Source organism: Nocardia sp. 852002-51101_SCH5132738, from assembly GCF_001665695.1.
GTDB lineage: Bacteria > Actinomycetota > Actinomycetes > Mycobacteriales > Mycobacteriaceae > Nocardia > Nocardia nova.
This window is the reverse complement of the sequence record NZ_LZML01000068.1, coordinates 24,147-45,539: the sequence shown is the minus strand read 5'-3', so window position 1 is coordinate 45,539 and position 21,393 is coordinate 24,147. Positions and strand designations below refer to the sequence as shown.

The window sequence follows — 21,393 nt, the reverse complement described above, 5'->3', positions numbered from 1 at the left end:
AGTCTGCCGGATAGTCTGGGCCGGTGAATTCGCCGGAGCAACCCGCCTCGATCCTCGCCCTGGCCGATCTGGCCACACCGATGGCCGTCCGCGTGGCCGCGACGCTGCGGCTGGTGGACCACGCGGGCAGCACGGGCGCGACCGCCGAAGAACTGGCGGCTCGCACGGGAACCTCCGCTCCCGCGCTCCGTCGACTGCTCGACCATCTGGTCACCATCGGCGTCTTCGACGACGAAGCGGCGTCCGGCCGCTACCGGCCCACGAGCCTCGGCAACCAGATGAGCGCGGACTCCCCCGACCCGTTCGCGCTGCTGCTGCTCGATATCGGCAGCGCGGGCGGGCGCGCCGAACTGGCCTTCGTGGAACTGCTGAGCACGATCACTTCCGGCCGGCCCGCCTATCCGCGCAGGTATGGACGTGATTTCTGGGCCGATCTGGAAGCCGAGCCCGCGCTGCGCACGTCCTTCGACGCCCAGATGAATTGCCGCTTCCGGGTTTACGCGGACCAGATCGCGGCGCGGTTCGACAGGAGTCGCTTCCCCGACGTTCTCGACGTCGGCGGCGGCGACGGCACCCTACTGACGGCGATTCTCCGCGCGCATCCCGGCGTGCGCGGACGAGTGCTGGACCTGGCGCCGACGGCCGCCGCCGCCACCGAGCGATTCACGGCGACCGGCCTGAGTGACCGCGCATCCGCCGTTGCGGGCAGCTTCTTCAATCCGCTCCCCACCGGTGCCGATGCCTACCTTCTGTCCGACATCCTGCACGACTGGGACGACGAACTCGCCGCAGCCATCCTCGCCGAATGCGCCCGCGCCGCAGGGGCTTACGGGGCGGTTGTGGTGATCGAGCCGATTCGGGGGCGGGGGGCCGATACGGCGATCGACCTGTTCATGGCGATGTGCTTCGGCGGGCGGGAGCGGACGGTGACCGAGTAGGGGGCGCTGGGTGAGACGTGCGGTCTGATGCTGCGTGCTGTGAGGCCGGTGGCGGACGCGCGGGACGCACTGGAGTTCCGGAGTCGGTGACACTGCGACGCGGCCGGCAAATCCGCGAGCTATTTGTCGGCGCTTCGGTTTATGATCGAACACATGTTCGAACATTGGCCGGAGAAGGGGGAGTTCGCACTGCATCGGGTGGTGGTTCCGCCGATGCCGGTGCTGGTGGACGTGGCTGCCGCTATCCCCACGTATCCACGGATGGCCGATCACGACGCGGTGGCGGGGCAGGTGCGGGCGGGCGGGCTCGAGATCACCGGGCGAATTCCGGGGCGGCTGCACGCCTGGGCGCGGGCGGCGGACGGAACATGGCTGGGGCTGGTGGAATTCGAGTTGCGCACCGGGAACGGGCGCAGTCGGCTACCGGTCACACAATGGTGTCCGGCGCATGCGTTGATCATGCGCGGCGGGTGCGGGCCGCCGGATTAGCGGCCCGCCACATCGCTACGCGGAGCGGCGATTTCCGGCCGCCGCGGGCTCGGCGACCGGGACCAGACCGGCGAGTGCCGTGGGCAGCGGGTCTCGGTGCAGAACTCCGAGGCGCTGGGTGGCGCGGGTGAGGGCCACGTAGAGTTCGGCCGCGCCCCGCGGCCCATCGGACAGGATGCGCTCCGGTTCGACGACGAGTACGGCATCGAACTCGAGGCCCTTCGTCTCCGATGCCGCAACCGTGCCGGGCACGCCGGGCGGGCCGATCACGACGGCGGTGCCCTCGCGACCCTCCTCGTCGCGAGCGAAATCCGCGATGGCGGAGGTCAATTCGCTTTCGTCGACGCGGCGCGACCACGGCCGCACGCCACAGGCGCGCACCGACTCGGGTGGCCGCGCACCCGGCGCGAATTCGGCGAGCACCGCCGCCGCGACCGCCATGATCTCGGCCGGCGTACGGTAGTTCACCGTCAGGGAGCGGTAGCGCCACCGGCCGGGAACATAGGGCTCGAGCATGGCGTCCCACGATGTCGCGCCGGCGGTCGAACGACGCTGGGCGAGGTCGCCGACCACGGTGAAGGAGCGGCCCGGACACCGCCGCATCAGCACCCGCCAGTCCATCTCGGAGAGCTCCTGAGCCTCGTCGACCACGATGTGGCGATAGGTCCAATCCCGGTCGGCGGCGGCGCGTTCGGCCAGATCACGGGTATCGCGATCGGCGAATCGGTCGGCGAGGTCCTCGGCGTAGAGCAGGTCGGTGGCGAAGAGGTGGTCCTCGTCGTCCATCGAATCCTCGCGGCCGGTCATGAGCTCCAAAACCCCTGCGGCATATCGGGCTTCGGCCGCACGTTCACGTTCCACGGTGTCGTCCGCCGGCTTCTCCCGGCCCAGCAGATCGACCAGTTCGTCGAGCAGCGGTACGTCCGACACCGTCCACGCGGCGCCGTCGGCACGCCGGAGGGCCGGGTCGGCGCCTGTCGCTCGCAACCGCTCGGACGACGAATACAGCTCGGCGAGCAGCGTTTCCGGGGTGAGCACGGGCCAGAGCTGTTCGAGTGCGGCACCGAACTGCTCACTCTCGGCGAGCTCGGCGACGAGGTCGGCGCGCAGGTTCTCCCACGCCTTCCGGTCGTCGCGGGTGATCCAGCCCTTGCCGATCCGCGCGATCGCGCGCTCGGTGATCACGTAGGTGACGATCTCGCGGAACACCGCACGCGCCTCGTTGTGCGGCAGACCGCTGGTGCGCGCCTCCTCGCGCGCCCATTCCGCGGTCGCCGCATCGATACGCGCGGTGACATCGGTCAATTCGATGGTCAGCGGTTCCGCCGGCAAGCACTGCCGGTCCGCGACCGCGGCGGCGAGCACATCCAGCATGCGCAGCGAACCCTTGATGCGCACCGCGTCCGGAGTGTCCTCGGCGGTGACGTGCAGGCCCGGCACCAGATCGCCTGTGGTGGTGAAGACGACGTTGGTTTCGCCGAGCGACGGCAGCACCCGGTCGATATGACGCAGAAAGGCCGGATTGGGTCCGACCACGAGAACGCCGTGGCGCTCCATCTGCTCGCGCTGGGTGTAGAGCAGATAGGCGACACGATGCAGCGCCACCACCGTCTTGCCGGTACCGGGTCCGCCCTCGACCACCAGCACGCCGGGATGATCGAACCGGATTATCTCGTCCTGTTCGGCCTGGATGGTGGCCACGATGTCGCGCATGCCCTCGCCGCGAGGCGCGTCGACGGCCGCGAGCAGCGCCGCATCCCCGCGTTCCCCGGCGCCCGGACGGCCGAAGATCTCGTCGGTGTAGTCGACGACGCGGCGGCCGCGGGAATGGAACTGCCGGCGCCGCCGCATCCGCTCCGGGCTGGCGGCGGTGGCGGTGTAGAAGGCCCGTGCCGCCGGAGCCCTCCAGTCCAGCAGCAACGGCTCGAAGTCGTTGCTCCGGTCGAAGAGCCCGATCCGGCCGATATAGGACCGCTCGCCGGAATCGCTGTCCAATCGGCCGAAACACAGCCCGTTGTCGGCTACATCCAAGCGCTTCACCTCACGCGCCAGCGTGCGCACCTCCACATCGCGGTCCACCAGCGCATCACCGTTGCCGCGCAACGCCGCGCTGTAGCGGCCCTTCGCCTCGGCGCGCTCGCCGTCGAGGCGTGCGTAGAGCCCGGACACGTAGTCCTGTTCGGCCCGCAACTCGTCCTGATACCCCGGTTCCGACATGTGTCCCTCATTTCCCTGGCTCGACATGGTTCATGTGGACACCCGTGTCCGTCTCGGCCGCTGCGGGTCTCCTCTCGTTTTCGCAGGTACACGGCCTCGGCGGGCCATTGTGCGGCACGACCGGGGCCTTGCCGCAAGCCCCCCACTCCGCTATATATTGAATATGGAAAGAGGTGCACCAGCCTCTTCCGCAATCAGTCGGCGGTCAGCCGCGTACCGACCTCACGGACCGCGCCACGCAAGAGGCGGACGTAATCGTCCACATCCACCACCTGGGGATCGGCGTGGACCGACAGGGTCACCGTCGTTCCGAGGCCGTGCAGGCCGTGGGTCAGATGCATCACCGCGCCGAGGGCGGGGAAACCGGCGGTGAAGCGGACCGCGCCGCCGGCGATCGACAGATCCGCCTCGCCCCGGTGGACGCTGGAGAGCACGGTGTGGCCCGAGATCCGGTCGGGAACCAGATCCAAGGGATAGCCGGCGATATCGCGACGGAGAACCGGGGCCGGGATCGCGTCGGTGACGCGGTCACGCGCGGACTGCAGCGGATGGGTGGCGCGGATCCGTCGTTCGGCCAGCGCCGCGGCGATGCGGCGCGCCCGCAGCCGCAGGTCCGGTTCAGCGACACACAGATCGACACCGAGGTCGCGATAGTTGTTGTGCGGGACAGCTTTTCGATCGGTCACCACAGGCAGGGCCATCGAGACCTGCGCGCCCAACGGGTCGGCGGATTCGCCGCGGGCGGCGAGGTATCGACTCATCGCGACGGAGATCGCGGTCAGCGCGACGACCGTGACCGTATAGCCGGGAACGTGCAGGCTCTCCCCCGCGATCACACGGACGGCCCGATGCTCCGGCGCCGGCGGGCGGTTCAGCCGGGTCGGCGCGAAATTCGGTGCCGCGGGGGGAATCTCTCCCGCCTCGGCGAGGCTGTTCAATTCCCTGTCCGCACCTGCCGCGACGAATCCCCGCCGCACCGTGCGGGCCATGCCGGGCAGGAACGAAAGAAGCGCCAGGGCTTCGACCGCAAGGGTTTCCACAGATGACGCGAACCGGGCTCGCGCCCGGCGGCCGTGATGCCGATCGACCATCGCGCCGATGGACGATCCGACGCGATCCGAACCGTCACCCGGTTCGGCGATCCCGCGAGCTGCCGCGTCCGAGCCCCGCAACAACTCGCGCGCGATCTGCGCGGCCCGTTTTCCGTCCGCCAGCGCATGCGAAAGCTGCAGCACCACAACGAGTGCGGGCCCCGATCCGCCCGGCGCGTCTCGCACGCCGCGATACAGATGGATCCGCCAGGTGTATCGCCGCGCCGGGACCGAGTGCGCCAGAATCTCCCCCAGCGAGGCTTCCACAGTCGTCCACAGCGGCTCCTCGGACGTGTGGACCACGACCTGCGCCTCGTCGAAATCCGCAGGCTCCCAGGCCGGATAAGCGAAACGGTGCTCCCGGACACAGACGCTCAACTCCGGGATTTCGGCGCTGCGCGCGATCACCGCCGCCCGCAGCGCGTCGGCGGACCATCCGGCGTCGTCGAAGCAGTAGAGCAGGAACAGGTCGTTGCAGGCCCGGCGCGACAGCCAGAACCTGGTGGCATCCTGCGGGGTCAGTAGATCCACCCGCCGACGATATCCACAACCGTCCACATATCCCGCACCCACCGAGATCCATCGGCACCCGGGATCGGCCGCATCGACCGGCACAACAAGGCCCCGAGTCGCATCGACTCGGGGCCCATCACCTGATCGCCCGGGGTCAGGCGGGACGTAACTTCCCGTCGGTCACGCCCGAGACGAACGCATCCCACTCGCCGGGTGTGAAAGCCAGAATCGGCCCGCTGCCGCAGTCTTTGGTATCGCGAACCCCGACATTGCCGTCACTCAGAAAAGCTACCTCGACACAGTTTCCATCGGGACCGCTGTATTTACTCTTGCGCCACACCGCACCGGTCGAATCAACCTTCACCTCAACCTCTCCTTTACCGCCGTAGATAACGCGACAATCATGCTTCCCTCGTCGCCGGACCCGGGTTTCTCGAGACTCGACGGCTCCACGATGCGCCTGGTCATAGGCACGAACTACTCGATGAACAGAATGGGCCACGAGGTACACACCGCCATGGTGCGCGCTCGCGTTGACCCCGGGAGAGCACCCTAGCAGCACCCACAATCCATGTCCCGCGTCTTTTCACTTTCAACCACTCGAATTGCGCTAAATAATTCCCGTTCACTAATAGCGGGGGAATTGCCAAATGACAGGAGAATGATCCGCTAAACAAAACCGGGTCGCGAAATTCGCTCGGGCACGGCCGCACTACGCCCCGGATAAACCGTGCGGTTGCTCGGTATGGATCATGGAGTAGTGGTGGAACGAGATCGCGACGATGCCGGACACGCCCGAAATGCCCGTCCTCGAGACCGGTTCGGGCGACCACTACCGCCCGGTAGCGTCGGCGTCGCCCGGATTCCGGATGATCTCGACCTCCCACCGGACGAAACCCTGGACTATGCCCAGCGCCTCCTCAACGAGGGACTGGCCTTCAACGCACACGAGGTGCTGGAGGCCGCATGGAAGAACGGACCGTTCGCGGAAAGGATGCTGTGGCAGGGGCTGGCGCAGTACGCCGTCGGCATCACCCACATCCAGCGCGGTAATCCGAAGGGTGCTCGCACCCTGCTCGAGCGGGCGATCGGCCGGTTGTCGGCCGCGCCGTCGCCGCCGTACGGTATCGATTCGACCGGGCTCGTCGCACATGCCGAGGGTCTGCTGGCGGATCTGGAGGCCGGCCGCGACATTCCGGAGGACGCGCTGTGCCCCCGGCTGCGCGGATGATCCCGCATACCGCCGGGGCGGGTCGCTTCGCCCCCAGCCCCTCCGGTGACCTGCATCTGGGCAATCTCCGCACCGCCCTGCTGGCGTGGTTGTTCGCCCGCAGCACCGCACGCAATTTCCGGCTGCGGATCGAGGACCTGGACCGGGTGCGGCCGGGTGCGGAGCAGCGTCAGCTCGAAGATCTGGCCGCGATCGGGCTGGACTGGGACGGCCAGGTGGTCCGGCAATCGGATCGCACCCCGCAGTATGCGGCGGCGATCGAGCGGCTCGGCGCGGCCGGCATGACCTACGAGTGCTATTGCACGCGAAAGGAGATTCAGAAGGCCGTCTCCGCACCGCACGGGCCGATGGGCGCCTATCCGGGAACCTGCCGCGACCTGAGCGAGGGACAGCGGGCGGCCAAGCGCGCCGAGGGTCGCCCCGCCGCACTGCGGCTGCGCTCGCAGACCACGGAATTCGAGATCGTCGACGAAATCCACGGCCGGTATCGCGGGCTGGTCGACGATTTCGTGCTGCGTCGCGGCGACGGAACGGCGGCCTACAACCTCGCGGTTGTGGTGGACGATGCGGGCCAGGGCTTCGACCAGGTCGTTCGCGGTGACGATCTGCTGCCCTCGACACCGCGGCAGGCCTATCTGGCCACGGTCCTCGGATTCGCCGTACCCTCCTACGCGCACGTCCCGCTGGTGCTCAACACCGAGGGCGCGCGGCTGGCCAAGCGCGACGGTGCCGTAACCCTGCGCGACAGAACCGCTCTCGGCGAGACGCCGCGTCAGGTTTTCACCTTGCTCGCGGCCTCGCTCGGCCTGCGGGGTGAGACGCCGCGCGCGCTACTGGATCAGTTCACTCCGGCGACGGTGCCGCACGAACCGTGGATTCTGGACCCCGAACATCCGGATCCGCTGCGCCACAGCTGATCCGGCGACGGTGCGTCCGGCGATCCGGACGCACTGCTGCTCCCGCCCGGCTCCTACCAGTTCGCGGCCGCGACGTTGACGATCACCCACACGATGGTGAGCACGATGCCGACGGCACCGACCCAGATTCCGCCGAGCGCCATACCGCGGCCTTGACCGCCGCGCTCCTTGATCTGATTCAGCGCGATCACACCCAGGATGATCCCGACGATCGATCCGATACAGGTGCACAGTCCCAGGATCGACGCGATCAGCGAACCGATCGCCAGGCCGTTGGTGCCCTGTTGCGGCGCCGCGTAGCCGTAGGGCTGATACGGCGTCGCGGCCGGATAGCCGTAGCCGGGCTGACCGTAGGGCTGCTGCTGCGGATAGCTCGGGTAGGACTGCTGCTGTTGCGGCGGCGGGGTCGGCTGCTGGTAGGGAGACGACTGCTGATGCGGGGCCGAGGAGTATCCGGCCTGCGGATTGGGCGGCGGGGTGGGCTGCTGCGGCGGGGTCGGCGGAACCGACTGGTGGCCGCCCGAATCGGACGAGACACCTTCGCCGCCGTACTGTTTCCACCATTCGTCGGAATCGCCGGGATTCGTCATCGGTCCAGCCTATTCCACCGGGCCGGGTTGCCGGTATCGTGCACAGGTCGTGAGTGAGACACAAGAAACGACACCGACCGGGGAGTCTGGACGCCCCGCGGTCGAACACGCAGCATTCGCGCAGGCCGCGGGGGGTCCCTTCACGTTGATCGTGACCTTGTTCACGGCGACGCTGATGATTTCCAACATCTGCGCGACCAAGGGCGTGCAGTTCTTCACCGGGCACGAGGTGTCCCTCGGACCCATCGAAATCCTGCCGATCACCACCGACGGAGCATTTTTCCTGTTCCCCCTCGCCTATGTGATCGGCGACGTGCTGAGCGAGGTGTACGGCTTCAAGGCCGCCCGCCGCACCATCTACTACGGCTTCGGCATGCTGATTCTGATGGTGGTCTGCTTCTGGATCGCGATCGGCCTGCCGGCGGCCGGGTTCTACGACAATCAGGACGCGTTCCGCACCGTCGCCGGGACCACGCCGCAACTCGTCGCGGCCGGGCTCGCCGGTTATGTGGTGGGCCAGTTCCTGAACTCGATGACGCTGGTGCTGATCAAGGAGCGCACCAAGGAGAAGCATCTGTGGGCGCGGCTGCTGGGCTCGACCGTCGCCGGTGAATTCGGTGACACGCTGGTGTTCTGCTCGATCGCGGCGACGGCCATCGGGATCAACACGTGGGGCGCGTTCATCAACTACGTGATCGTCGGCTTCGTGTGGAAGACGCTGTGCGAGGTGCTGATCATGCCGATCAGCTACCGCTGCATCGCCTATCTGAAGAAGCACGAACCCAGCTACGCACCGCTGGACAAGCCGGCGCTCTACAGCTGACGCGGAACCGGGCGCGAGGCGGGGCCGTTTCGTTTCAGTCGAAGCGGATCCGGCCCTGCCACCGTCCCAGGAACTCCGCCTTGAAGTCGTCGTAGTAGCCGCCCTCGATGCTCGCGCGGATATCGTCCACGAGCCGAATCGTGAAGCGCTCGTTGTGAATCGTGCACAGCGTCGCGGCGAGCATCTCCTTCGCCTTGAACAGGTGATGGATGTAGGCACGGGTGTAGTGAGCGCAGGTGTAGCAGTCGCAGGTGTCGTCGATCGGGGTGAAATCGCGGCGGAACCGGCTGGTGTTGATGTTGAATCGGCCGGCCGCCACATAGATCGCGGCATTGCGCGCGACGCGGGACGGATTGACGCAGTCGAAGGTGTCGGCGCCGTTCTCGATCGCCACGAAGAAGTCCTCGGGTTCGCTGATACCCAGCAGATGCCGCGGTTTCTCCGCCGGCAGTTCGTCGCAGCACCAGCCCACGATGGTGCCGAGATTGGCCTTCTCCAGCGCGCCGCCGATGCCGTAACCGTCGAAACCCGTTCCGCCGCTTCCCCGCATCGCGTCCAGATCGCGGCAGGCCTTGCGGCGCAGGTCTTCGTACTGCGCACCCTGGATCACCGCGAACAGCGCCTGATACGGCCGGTGCGCGCGTGCGGCGGTGAGCCGCTCGTGTTCGTCGATGCAGCGCTGCGCCCACTCGTGCGTGCGGCGCAGCGACTTCTCCTGATAGCCACGGGTGTTGAACAGCGTGGTCAGTTCGTCGAAGGCGAACATGATGTCGGCGCCGAGGCGGTGCTGGATCCCCATCGACACCTCGGGGGTGAACCGATGGCTGGATCCGTCCAGATGGGAGCGGAAGGTGACGCCGTCGTCGTCGACCACGGCCAGCCGCTCCTTACCCTTCGCGATCACCTCGTCGCTCTGCACGCCGACGGCCTCCATGGCCAGCACCTTCTTGAAGCCGACGCCGAGCGACATCACCTGGAAGCCGCCGCTGTCGGTGAAGGTGGGACCCGGCCAGTTCATGAACCGGCTCAGGCCGCCCGCCTCGTCGACGATGTCGGATCCCGGCTGCAGATACAGGTGGTAGGCATTGGCGAGCAGGGCCTGCGCGCCGATCTCGGCCATCGCCTCCGGGAGGACCGCCTTGACCGTGGCCTTGGTGCCGACCGGAATGAACGCCGGAGTGGCGATCTGCCCGTGCGGCGTGGTGATCACACCGGTGCGGCCGTGCCTGACAGACGGCCCGCCGTCGCGACGCCCCGGTAGCGACGTACCGACGGTGAAGGAGAACTGGTCGGGATCGGACACGCCGCTATCCTGCCAGGCCGGTGACCACGGCCCTTACACCACGTCCAGCGTCTCCTCGTCGACCAGATCCTGATCGACCGCCGCGCCGGTGAACTGCGCGTTGTAAAGGCGGAAGTAGGCGCCGCGCGCGGCCAGCAGCCGCTCGTGGGTGCCCTGCTCGACGATGCGGCCACCTTCCATCACCACGATCAGATCGGCATCGCGGATCGTCGAAAGACGGTGCGCGATAACGAAACTGGTGCGGTCACGGCGCAGCGCGGCCATCGCCTGCTGCACCAGCAACTCCGTGCGGGTGTCGACCGAACTGGTGGCCTCGTCGAGGATCAGGATGGTCGGCTTGGCCAGGAAGGCGCGGGCGATGGTGATCAGCTGCTTCTCACCGGCGCTGACTCCGGAGCCCTCCTCGTCGATCACCGTGTCGTAACCCAGCGGCAGCGAATGGACGAAGCGGTCCACGTAGGCGGCGCGGGCGGCCGCGAGGATCTCCTCTTCGCTCGCCTCCGGGTTGCCGTAGGCGATGTTCTCGCGGATCGTGCCGCCGAACAACCAGGTGTCCTGCAGCACCATGCCGATCCGCGAGCGCAGCCGGTCGCGGCCGATGCCGGTGATGTCGACCCCGTCGATGGTGATCGCGCCGGAATCCAGCTCGTAGAACCGCTCGAGCAGATTGACCAGCGTCGTCTTACCGGCACCCGTCGGGCCCACGATGGCGACCACGTGGCCGGGCTCGGCGACCAGCGACAGATCGTCGATCACCGGCTTGTCGGGCTCGTAGCGGAACGACACCGCGTCGAATTCGACCCGGCCGCGATCGATCGGGCGCGGATCCTCCTCGCGCGGATCGGGAACCTGCTCGTCGGCGTCGAGGATTTCGAAGATCCGCTCGGCTGACGCGACGCCCGACTGCAGCAGATTGATCATCGAACCGATCTGCGTGAGCGGCTGGCTGAACTGGCGCGAGTACTGGATGAAGGCCTGCACCTCACCCAGCGACAGGCTGCCCGAGGCCACGCGCAGACCGCCGACCACGGCGATCAGCACGTAGTTCAGGTTTCCGATGAACATCATCACCGGCATGATCAGCCCGGAGATGAACTGCGCCTTGAAGCTGGCCTGATAGAGCTTGTCGTTGCGCTTGTCGAATTCCTCGCCGACCTCGCGGATGCGGCCGAACGCCGTGACCACCTCGTGGCCGGTGAAGGCCTCCTCGACCTGCGCGTTGACCAGGCCGGTGTACTTCCACTGATCGACGAAATGCGGTTTCGACCGCTTCGTGATCCGGGCCGTGACGACCACCGCGGCCGGGACCGTGAGCAGCGCGATCACCGCCAGCAGCGGCGAGATCCAGAACATCATGATCAGGATGCCGATCACCGACAGCACCGACATGACCAGCTGGCTCATGGTCTGCTGCAGGCTCTGCGCCACATTGTCGACGTCGTTGGTCACGCGGGAGAGCACATCGCCGCGGGCGTTGGTATCGAAATAGCTCAGCGGCAGCCGGTGGATCTTGTCCTCCACCTCGCTGCGCAGCCGCTGCACCGCGCGGTTGATCACCGTGGCCAGCAGATACGCCTGCAGCCAGTTGAACAGCGCGGCCAGCACGTAGAGCACCAGAACCAGGGTCAGCACCTGGCCCACCGCGCCGAAGTCGACGCCGTGGCCGGGGTTGATGTTCATCGAGGACATCATGTCCGCGAGCCGGTCCTGGCCCTGCGCACGCAGGGACGCCACCGCCTGATCCTTGGTCAGCCCCGCCGGCAACTGCTTGCTGACGACGCCGTCGAAGATGAGGTTGGTCGCCTTACCGAGGATCTGCGGCCCCAGGGTGTTCATGACGACCGAGGCGACGGCCAGCACCAGGATGGCCACGACGGCCGTCCGATCCGGAGCCAGGCGGCGCAACAACCGCTTCAGCGTCGGGCCGAACGATCTCGCTTTCTGCCCGGGAGCACCCGGCATCGGCGCCCCTGGCCTCATCGCGCCGCCTCCTGTGTCTTGCGGGACACCCGCACCAGGGCGGCCCGATGAGCGGCTGCGCCAAGGTAGCTCATCGCGCCGCCTGCTGTGTTCTGCGGGACACCCGCACCCGGGGCGGCCCGATGAGCGGCTGCGCCAAGGTAGCTCATCGCGCCGCCTCTTCCGGACTGAACTGCGATTCCACGATCTCCCGGTACTCCTCGCATTCGCGCAACAGCTGTTCGTGGGTGCCGAGGCCGACCATGGCACCGTCCTCGAGGACGACGATCTGGTCGGCGTCGCGGATGGTCGACACGCGCTGGGCTACGGTGATCACCGCGGATTCGCGCGTCTCCGGCCGCAGCGCGTCGCGCACCCGGGCGTCGGTGGCGACGTCGAGTGCGGAGAAGCAGTCGTCGAACAGATAGATCTTGGGCTTCTTCACCAGGGCGCGCGCGATGGCGAGCCGCTGCCGCTGGCCGCCCGAGACGGTGGTGCCACCCTGGGCGACCGGGGTCCGCAACCCTTCGGGCATGGCCCGCACGAAGTCGGCGGCCTGCGCGATTTCCAGTGCGTGCCACAGCTGTTCGTCGGTCGCCTCGGGATCGCCGTAGCGCAGGTTCTCCGCGATGGTCCCGGAGAACAGATAGGCCTTCTGCGGCACCAGCCCGATCTGCGAGCGCAGCAGATCCATATCCACCTGCCGCACATCGGTGCCGCCGACCCGCACCACGCCGGAGGTGACGTCGATCAGCCGCGGAATCAGATTGATCAGCGTGGTCTTACCGGATCCGGTGGAACCGACGATCGCGGTGGTCTGCCCGGGCGAGACCCGGAAGCTGATATCTCGCAGCACCGGTTCCGCGGCGCCCGGAAACGCGAATTCGGCGCCGACCAGCTCGACCGTCCCCGGATCGGCGACGAAGGTCTGCGGCTGTGCCGGCGGCAGCACCGAGGAGTCGGTTTCCAGGACCTCGGCGATGCGTTCGGCCGAGACCGCCGCGCGCGGAGCGATCATCGCCAGGAAGGAGGCCATCATGACCGCCATCAGGATCTGCATGATGTAGGACAGCAGCGCGGTCAGCGAACCGATCTGCATACTGCCGGAGTCGATGGCATGCCCGCCGAACCAGATCACCGCGACCGTGGTCACGTTGCTGATCAACATCACGGCCGGGAACATCAGCGCGGCCAACCGGCCCACGAACAGCGAGGCCGAGGTCAGCTCGTCGTTGGCCACGCCGAAGCGCTGCGATTCGTAGCGCTCGCGCACGAACGCCCGCACCACGCGGATACCGGTGATCTGCTCGCGCAGCACTCGGTTCACCGAGTCGATGCGCTCCTGCACGCGCCGGAACCCGGGCACCATCCGGGAGATGATCAGCGCCATCGTCAGGCCGAGCACCGGCACCGCGACCAGCAGGATCCAGGAGAGTCCGAGGTCCTGGCGCAGCGCCATCACGATGCCGCCGATGCACATGATCGGCGCCATCACCAGGATGGTCACGCTCATCACGACCAGCAGCTGCACCTGTTGCACATCGTTGGTGTTGCGGGTGATCAGCGACGGCGCGCCGAAGATGCCCACCTCACGGGCGGAGAAGGTGCCCACCCGGTGCAGCAGTGCCGCGCGCATTTCCCGCCCCGCACCCATCGCGGCCTGTGCGCCCAGATAGACCGAACTCGCCGAGGCGATGATCTGCACGCCCGACACCAGCAGCATCCACAGACCGGTGGTCCAGATGTAACCGATATCACCCTTGGTGACGCCGTTGTCGATGATGTCGGCGTTCAGGCTGGGCAGATAGAGCATCGCGATGACGGAGATGAGCTGCAACACAACAACCCCCACCAACTGGGTGCGGTAGGGGGCGAGAAAGGCGCGCAGCAACCTGATCAACATGATGGGTGCAGGCTACCGTCATTCCGGGGCGGTGGCGGCAAGATTTTTCGCTCGGCGAAAGCCGGCCCGCACACCCGCGAAACCGGCTCGACCGGCACAGTCCTCACCTCCGGCCTAGGCGTCGACGCCGGGCGGGACGGGCGCGGGCCGTCGCGTCCAGGCACCGGGATCGGACACCAGGTTCGCGATGAAATCCGGCAGTTCGTCGGTGGCGATATCCGCGATCGAGACCTGTTCCAGCACCGCCCGGATATTGACCCGCAGCGCGATCCACACCCGCTGCAGCGGTTCGGCCACCCCCGAATACACCACATCCTCGGGACGCTGCCCGCGCACCGAGGCGAGCGGCCCCTCGACCGCGCGGATCACGTCGGCGATGCTGATCTCACCGGCCGCGCGAGCCAGCCGGTACCCGCCGTCGGGGCCGCGCCGGCTGACCACCAGATCGGCCCGGCGCAGTTGCGCCGCAATGGATTCCAGAATCTTCGGGGAAATGTCCTGCGCCGTGGCGATCGTCTCCGCCTTCACCGAATTCGGTTGCGCGCGAGCGATTTCCAACAGGCTGCGGACCGCGTAGTCGATCCTCGCCGAGATGTGCACTAGCGCTGTCCACCCGGTCCGTTCAGCACACCGAGAGCGGCCTCGATCAAAACCCGCTCGATCACCTCGTCACCGGCATCGGGCACGAGCTCGTTCGACCACAGCGCCGTGCCCAGCACCTCCAGGGCGGCGCTGGCACGCAATTGCGCCTCGTGCGAGGGGTCGGGTCCGGCCAGCCAGACACACAATCGCCGGTGCATATCGAACATGTCCGGATGCCGATCTCCGATCGCGTTGAGGATGGCCACGGTGTCGCGCACGCACATCGCGCCCGCGGTGCGATGTCGTAACAGGGTCCGGAGCTGGCGATTCAGCACCTCCCGAGCGCCCGCCGGGCTGTAGGTCACACCGTCGAGTTCGTCGACCACGAGCTTCATGTCGTCGAAGATCGGTTCGATGATCGCGAGCAGCAGATCGAGCTTCGACGCGTAGTGATAGTAGAGCGACGCCTTTGTGATTCCCACCGCATCCGCGACCTCGCGCAGGCTCGTCTGCTCGAAACCCTTGTTCGAAAAAAGCCGGATCGCCGCCTCACGAATCGCGTCCTTGGTGCTCTGACCTGCGACAACGGTTCCTGAGGTACTTCGGGCGCTCATGCGATGATCCTCTCATCAACCGATCGAAGCGGAGGGCACGCCCCGAAAATCGAGGTTGTTCCTCCGCTTAGCGATTGGGTAGTCTACCTACCGCACGGTAGGCAGAAAGCGTCGATGGAGGCGGATCGCAGTGCGGCGTCCGCAGTAGTGCTGTCTACGGGGCCTGAACTCAGCACCGCAAATCAGCTATCGCTAGGAGATACCGCGTGTCCGTGTACCTCTATCGGTGGGGGAAGTTCGCCTTCCGCCGAAAATGGATCGTGCTACCGGTCTGGTTGCTGATCTTCGTGATCGTGGGCGCCGTCGGCGTCGGGCTGAAGAAGCAGAGCCAGGACGACTTCAACATGCCCAATCTGCCCTCGCAGAAGGCCACCGACATCCTGGACAGGGAATTTCCTGGACAATCGGCCGCCTTCAAATTCGACGCGGTGACCGGCACATATGTCGCCGCGGCCAGCCACGGCAAGCTCACCGATCCGGACAATCACAAGGCACTCACCGCGCTTGTCGAGAAGATCAACAACCTCGACATCGTCGACAAGTCCAAGATCAATGCGCAGGACCCCGACCCGCAACGTCGGGGTTTGCTGACCGACCCGGTCGCCGCGACGACGGCGATCGGCTGCACCTCCGGTGATCGCACCGACCCGAACTTCGTCGCGAAATGCGGCCTGGCGCCGCTGAACGTGCTCGGCAAGAACAACAATGCCGATACCGTCGCCTACTTCAGCGTGCCGTTCAAGATCAAGTCGTTCTCCGATATCACCAAGGCCGATCGGGACCAGGCATACAAGGTCGCCGACGAGGCGCGCGCGGCCGGACTGGACGTGGAGATCAGCGGCACCATCGCCACCGAGCAGGCGCCGCCGGGCGGACAGTCGGAAATGATCGGTTACGCCGTCGCCTTCATCGTGATGATGATCGCCTTCGGCGCGCTGATCGCGGCGTTCGTGCCGATTCTGACCGGCATCGTGGGTGTCGGCATGGCGTCCTCGCTGATCATGGCCGGCACCTCGATCGCCAACATCCCGAACTTCACCACCGTGCTGGCGGCGATGATCGGTATCGCGCTGTCGATCGACTACGCGCTGTTCATCGTCTCGCGCTACAAACATGAACTCGCCGTGCAGGATTCGCCGGAAGAGGCTGCGGGCGTCGCCATCGGCACTGCCGGTTCCGCGGTGGTCTTCGCCGGTATGACGGTCATCATCGCGCTGTGCGGCCTGAGCATCGTCGGCGTCAGCTTCCTCACCTGGATGGGTCTGGGCGGCGCGCTGGCCGCGCTGTTCGCGATCCTGGTCGCGCTGACCCTGCTGCCCGCGATGATGGGCGCCTTCGGCCGCTTCCTGTTCAAGCCGAAGTTGCCGCTGGTCGCGCGGACCGACACCGAGGACGACGACGCCGTCACCAACGGCAAGCGTTTCGCCCGGCTGATCGCCAAGGCACCGTGGGTGACCCTCGGCGCGAGCGTGATCGTGCTCGGCCTGCTCGCCGCACCCGCGGTGAATCTGAGCCTCGGCCTCCCCGGTGAGGACAGCCAGCCCAAGACCACCACGGTTCGTAAGGCCTACGACCTGCGTACCGAAGGGTTCGGCGAGGGCAGCAACGGCACCCTGCTGGTGGTCGCGGATCTGACCAAGGTCAAGCCGGAGCAGCGTCAGGAGGCCGTCATGGCCCTGCACGACAAGCTGGCCGGCTACCAGGGCATGGACTTCGTGACCATGCCGTCGACGAACAAGCTCACGCCGCAGAAGACTCCGGACTATGTGAACAGCACCGGCGCCCAGTTGACCGCGGTACCCGATCACGGCCCGAACAACTCCGAAACCCAGGACCTGGTGAAACATGCCCGGGACGCAGAGTCGGACCTGCAGGCGAAATACGGTATGGAGTACGGCATCACCGGCTCGACCGCCATCTACGCCGATGTGTCCAATGCCCTGCTCGGCAAGATCGTGCCGTACATGACGATCGTGGCGATCGCGGCGTTCATCCTGCTGGTACTGGTGTTCCGCTCGGTTCTGGTGCCGCTGACCGCCGCATTGGGATTCCTGTTGTCGATGGCGGCCACCTTCGGCGCCACCGTGCTGATCTTCCAGCAGGACAAGCTCGGCCTGATCGGCGACCAGCATCCGATCGTGAGCTTCCTGCCGATCATGTTGATCGGCTTGGTATTCGGCCTCGCCATGGACTACCAGGTGTTCCTGGTGACCCGGATGCGAGAGGAATACGTGCACGGCAAATCCCCGAAGGAGGCCATGGTGTCCGGTTACCACCACGGCGCTCGCGTGGTCACCTCCGCGGCCATCATCATGATCTCCGTCTTCGGCGGATTCATGTTGGAGTCCGACGTGACCGCGAAGTCGATGGGCTTCGCACTGGCGGCCGGCGTGCTGTTCGACGCCTTCCTGGTGCGGATGGTCCTGATTCCGTCGCTGCTGGTCCTGCTGGGCAAGTGGGCCTGGTGGATGCCGAAGTGGCTGGACCGGATCCTGCCCGATATCGATGTCGAGGGCACCAAGCTGCGCGAGCTGCAGCAGCGTGACCGCGACACCGCGGCGGAGAAGGAGCCGGTCCCGGTCGGCTGATCCGCGAACCACGGCACGAGCCCTCATCCGAACAGCGGATGGGGGCTCGTGCCGTATCCGGTCCAGGGGATCTCGGACCGCAAAGATCTTGATCTTGCAGCAACGACACAGCAGACTCGAACCTGATGCTCTCCAGCTCGGCCACTCGGCGGACCGACGGTACCGGCGAGTGTGCCGGCAACCGCACAGCTCGATCAGCGACCGGCCCCGGTTCGCAGTCAGCGCCAATCGAGGCCCGCGACCACTAGGAGCGCCTCGTGTCCGTGTATCTGTATCGGTGGGGAAGGTTCGCCTTTCGGCACAAGTGGATCGTGCTCCCGGTCTGGCTGATCCTGTTCCTGATCATCGGCAGTCTCGGCACGCAGTTGAAGAAGCCGATGAACGACGACTTCACGATCCCGAATCTGCCGTCGGAACGCGCCACCGAGATCATGGACAAACACTTCCCGGGGATGTCGCAGGCGTTCAGTTTCGAGGCGGTCACCGGTACCTATGTCTTCGGGGCGGCACCGGGGCAGAAACTCACCGACGCATCCCAGCGCGCGGCCGTCGGTGGTGTGGTTTCGAAGCTGAACGATCTGAACCTCGTCGATCACAAGACGCCGCTGGTGGATCCGATCACCGCCACCGAACAGATGGGCTGCTTCGCGACCGATCGCAGTTCGCCGGAATTCGTCTCGCGCTGCAGTGCCGCGCCGGTCAACGTGTTGAACAAGGAGAACCCCGATACCGTTGCGGTGCTGACCGTTCCGTTCACGATCCAGAAATTCACCGATATCACCGCCGCCGATCGCGCGGCCGCCTACGCGGTCGGTGACGAGGCACGGGCCGCCGGACTTCAGGTTGAGATGAGCGGGTCGCTGGCGATGGAACAACAACAGCCCAGTGGTCGGGCCGAGATGATCGGCATGGCCGTGGCGCTGGTGGTGATGGTGGTGGCCTTCGGCGCGATCGTGGCGGCCTTCGTGCCGATCATCACCGCGATCGTCGGACTCGGACTGGCGACGTCGGTGATCTTCCTCGGCACATCGTTCATGTCGGTACCGAGTTTCACCACCTTCCTGGCCTCGATGATCGGCATCGCGCTCTCGATCGACTACGCGCTGTTCATCGTCTCGCGCTACAAACACGAACGCGCGGTGCAGAATTCGCCGGAGATCGCCGCGGGCACGGCCCTGGGGACGGCCGGTTCGGCGGTCGTGTTCGCGGGCGCGACGGTGATCATCGCGCTGGTCGCCCTGGCCATCGTCAACATCAGCTTCCTGACCTTCATGGGACTGGGCGGGGCGATCGCGGCGGCGTTCGCGGTGCTCACCGCGATCACCCTGATGCCGGCACTGCTCGGCGCCTTCGGCAAGTACCTGTTCGAGCCGAAGCTCCCGGCGATCGCGCAACACGATCCCGAGGACGATTCGGTGGTCACCAACGGTATGCGGGTGGCGCGGGTGATCGGGCGGATGCCGTGGCTGACGCTGGTCGCGAGCATCATCGTGCTGGGTCTGCTGGCCGCGCCCGCGCTGAGCTTGAATCTGGGCCTGCCCGGTGAGGACAGCCAGCCCAGGACCACCACCATTCGCAAGGCCTACGACCTGCGCACCGAGGGATTCGGGGCCGGCAGTAACGGCAAGCTGCAAGTCGTCGCCGATCTGTCGCAGGTGCCCGCCGATCAGCGGCAGGCGGCGCTGACCGCGCTACACGACGAGCTGGCCGCCTATCCGGGTATGGATTATGTGACCCGACCGCAGCTGAGCAGGGACGGCGGCGGCGCGTTGATGACCGCGGTACCCACCACCGGGCCCAACGATCAGGCCACCAAGGATCTGGTGCGCAACGCGCGCAATGCCGAAGCCGCACTGCACGACAGATACGGCATCGACTACGGAATCACCGGCACCACAGCCATTTACGCCGATGTCGACCATGCGCTGCTCAGTAAGATCCTGCCCTATCTGGCGATCGTGGCGGGTGCGGCATTCCTGTTGCTGATCGCGGTATTCCGTTCGGTGCTGGTACCTTTCACCGCCGCGCTGGGATTCCTGCTCTCCATGGCGGCGACCTTCGGCGCCACGGTGCTGATCTTCCAGAAGGGCGCGCTGGGTCTCATCTCCGAACCGCGGCCGATCGTGAGCTTCCTGCCGATCATGTTGATCGGCTTGGTCTTCGGCCTCGCCATGGACTACCAGGTCTTCCTCGTCACCCGCATGCGCGAGGAATACGTGCACGGGAAACCACCCACCGAGGCGATGATCTCCGGCTACCACCACGGAGCACGGGTGGTGACCTCGGCCGCCGTCATCATGATCTCGGTCTTCGGTTCGTTCCTGCTGGAATCGGATGCGACCGCCAAGTCGATGGGTTTCGCGCTCGCCGCGGGCGTCCTGTTCGACGCTTTCCTGGTGCGGATGGTTCTGATCCCGTCGCTGCTGGTGCTGATGGGTAAGGCGGCCTGGTGGATTCCGGGGTGGCTCAGCCGGATCGTGCCGGATATCGACGTGGAGGGTGCGCGGTTGCGCGCGCTCCACGTCGACAATCCGGATGAGCCCAGGAGTCCGGTGAAGGTCGGCTGAGCCGGCGCTGCCACCGGAGGGTTCAGCCCAGCTGGGCGGCGACCTCGCCGGCGACCAATTCCACGTGGTCGAGATCGGACAGGTCGAGCACCTGCAGGTAGAGGCGGGTAATGCCGGTGGTCTCGCGGTAGCGGCCGATCTTGTCGACCACCTCGGCCGGGGTGCCGGCCAGGCCGTTGGTGCGCAGTTCGTGCACCTCGCGGCCGATCGCCTCGGCGCGGCGAGCGATCTCGGCCTCGTCGCGGCCCACGCACAGCACCTGGGCGGCCGAGCGGACGATCTCACCGGGATCGCGGCCGATGTCGCGCGCGGCCGCGGCAACCCGATCGAATTGCGCCGCAGCCGTTTCCGCATCCGTGAACGGCAGATTGAACTCGTGCGCGTACCGCGCGGCCAGGGCCGGTGTGCGCTTCTTGCCCGCGCCACCGATGATCACGGGCGGGCCGGGCTGCTGCACCGGCTTGGGCAGTGCCGGACTGCCCTGCAGCACATAGTGTTTGCCGGTGAAATCGAAGGTCTCGCCCACCGGGGTCTGCCACAGGCCGGTGATGACGGCCAGTTGCTCGGCGTAGCGATCGAAGCGCTCGCCGAGCTCCGGCAGATCGATGCCGTAGGCGCGATGCTCGTCGGCGAACCACCCCGAACCGAGTCCGAGTTCGACCCGGCCACCCGACATCTGGTCGACCTGCGCGACCGAGATCGCCAGCACCGACGGATGCCGGAACGTCGCGGCGGTGACCAGTGTGCCCAGCCGGATCCGGGAGGTCTCGCGCGCGAGCCCGGCCAGGGTGATCCACGCGTCGGTGGGCCCGGGCAGGCCGGAGACCCCGCCCATCTTCAGATAGTGATCCGACCGGAAGAATGCGTCGAACCCCGCCTCCTCGGTCACCTTCGCAACCCGGAGCAGATCGTCGTAGGTAGCCCCTTGCTGGGGCTCGGTGAAGATTCGTAGTTCCACGCGCACCAACGTACCGGGCCGGCTGCGCCGGCCCGCGGACCTGCCGAACCGCCCGGCGAGGGGACCGGACACGTCGTGGCACGGCCCTCTCGCGCGGCGGTCGGCCGCGC

17 protein-coding genes are annotated in these 21,393 nt (G+C 66.8%); 7 read left to right on the top strand and 10 right to left on the bottom strand.

Annotation, left to right across the window (positions count from 1 at the left end; genetic code table 11):
- The first annotated feature begins 23 nt into the window (after nt 1-23).
- On the top strand, nt 24-938 hold the full coding sequence (locus A5789_RS10560; RefSeq protein WP_197516586.1) for a methyltransferase: 915 nt from the start codon (nt 24-26) through the stop codon (nt 936-938).
- 153 nt (nt 939-1,091) lie between these two features.
- On the top strand, nt 1,092-1,427 hold the full coding sequence (locus tag A5789_RS10555) for a hypothetical protein (protein ID WP_228794872.1): 336 nt from the start codon (nt 1,092-1,094) through the stop codon (nt 1,425-1,427).
- A 15-nt stretch (nt 1,428-1,442) separates the two neighbouring features.
- On the opposite strand, the gene helR is transcribed toward A5789_RS10555, so the two are convergent.
- The 3 genes from helR to A5789_RS35440 form a co-directional block, all read right to left on the bottom strand.
- Nucleotides 1,443-3,644 (bottom strand): RNA polymerase recycling motor ATPase HelR, encoded by a 2,202-nt coding sequence (gene helR, locus A5789_RS10550; RefSeq protein WP_193615518.1) that lies wholly within the window; start codon nt 3,642-3,644, stop codon nt 1,443-1,445.
- A 194-nt stretch (nt 3,645-3,838) separates the two neighbouring features.
- Nucleotides 3,839-5,266 (bottom strand): hypothetical protein, encoded by a 1,428-nt coding sequence (locus A5789_RS10545; protein ID WP_155525692.1) that lies wholly within the window; start codon nt 5,264-5,266, stop codon nt 3,839-3,841.
- 136 nt (nt 5,267-5,402) lie between these two features.
- A complete protein-coding gene (locus A5789_RS35440; protein ID WP_064902458.1) occupies nt 5,403-5,612 on the bottom strand; it encodes a DUF397 domain-containing protein in 210 nt (69 codons plus the stop codon).
- A gap of 396 nt (nt 5,613-6,008) precedes the next feature.
- Here A5789_RS35440 and A5789_RS10540 point away from each other — a divergent pair, with 396 nt between their 5' ends.
- Nucleotides 6,009-6,479, top strand: a complete 471-nt coding sequence (locus tag A5789_RS10540) for a DUF309 domain-containing protein (RefSeq protein ID WP_155525693.1) — start codon at nt 6,009-6,011, stop codon at nt 6,477-6,479.
- On the top strand, nt 6,476-7,396 hold the full coding sequence (gene gluQRS, locus A5789_RS10535) for a tRNA glutamyl-Q(34) synthetase GluQRS (RefSeq protein WP_064902457.1): 921 nt from the start codon (nt 6,476-6,478) through the stop codon (nt 7,394-7,396). Before A5789_RS10540 ends, gluQRS begins: the two co-directional genes overlap by 4 nt.
- A gap of 53 nt (nt 7,397-7,449) precedes the next feature.
- Here the strand turns inward: gluQRS and A5789_RS10530 are convergent, their stop codons facing one another.
- Entirely contained in the window at nt 7,450-7,986 is a 537-nt protein-coding gene (locus A5789_RS10530; RefSeq protein WP_030516877.1) for a DUF4190 domain-containing protein, read from the bottom strand.
- 49 nt (nt 7,987-8,035) lie between these two features.
- Between A5789_RS10530 and A5789_RS10525 the strand changes: the two genes are divergently transcribed.
- Entirely contained in the window at nt 8,036-8,809 is a 774-nt protein-coding gene (locus A5789_RS10525) for a queuosine precursor transporter (RefSeq protein ID WP_030516876.1), read from the top strand.
- A 34-nt stretch (nt 8,810-8,843) separates the two neighbouring features.
- On the opposite strand, the gene tgt is transcribed toward A5789_RS10525, so the two are convergent.
- From tgt to A5789_RS10500, 5 genes are all read right to left on the bottom strand, one after another.
- Nucleotides 8,844-10,112: a tRNA guanosine(34) transglycosylase Tgt gene (tgt, locus tag A5789_RS10520; RefSeq protein ID WP_063010883.1), complete on the bottom strand. Its 1,269-nt coding sequence runs from the start codon at nt 10,110-10,112 to the stop codon at nt 8,844-8,846.
- 33 nt (nt 10,113-10,145) lie between these two features.
- Complete coding sequence (locus A5789_RS10515) at nt 10,146-12,092, bottom strand: ABC transporter ATP-binding protein (protein WP_064902456.1); 1,947 nt, start codon at nt 12,090-12,092, stop codon at nt 10,146-10,148.
- Nucleotides 12,093-12,237: 145 nt separating this feature from the next.
- Nucleotides 12,238-13,974, bottom strand: coding sequence for an ABC transporter ATP-binding protein (locus A5789_RS10510; protein ID WP_064902455.1), 1,737 nt, complete (start codon nt 13,972-13,974; stop codon nt 12,238-12,240).
- Between the two features lie 114 nt (nt 13,975-14,088).
- Nucleotides 14,089-14,574, bottom strand: coding sequence for an Rrf2 family transcriptional regulator (locus A5789_RS10505; protein WP_064902454.1), 486 nt, complete (start codon nt 14,572-14,574; stop codon nt 14,089-14,091).
- Entirely contained in the window at nt 14,574-15,170 is a 597-nt protein-coding gene (locus tag A5789_RS10500) for a TetR/AcrR family transcriptional regulator (RefSeq protein ID WP_030516871.1), read from the bottom strand. Before A5789_RS10500 ends, A5789_RS10505 begins: the two co-directional genes overlap by 1 nt.
- Nucleotides 15,171-15,376: 206 nt before the next feature.
- Here A5789_RS10500 and A5789_RS10495 point away from each other — a divergent pair, with 206 nt between their 5' ends.
- Nucleotides 15,377-17,758 (top strand): MMPL family transporter, encoded by a 2,382-nt coding sequence (locus A5789_RS10495; protein ID WP_064902453.1) that lies wholly within the window; start codon nt 15,377-15,379, stop codon nt 17,756-17,758.
- Between the two features lie 257 nt (nt 17,759-18,015).
- Nucleotides 18,016-20,325, top strand: a complete 2,310-nt coding sequence (locus tag A5789_RS10490) for an MMPL family transporter (protein ID WP_064902452.1) — start codon at nt 18,016-18,018, stop codon at nt 20,323-20,325.
- A 22-nt stretch (nt 20,326-20,347) separates the two neighbouring features.
- Here the strand turns inward: A5789_RS10490 and A5789_RS10485 are convergent, their stop codons facing one another.
- Nucleotides 20,348-21,283, bottom strand: a complete 936-nt coding sequence (locus A5789_RS10485) for an LLM class F420-dependent oxidoreductase (RefSeq protein ID WP_063010939.1) — start codon at nt 21,281-21,283, stop codon at nt 20,348-20,350.
- Nucleotides 21,284-21,393: the final 110 nt, after the last annotated feature.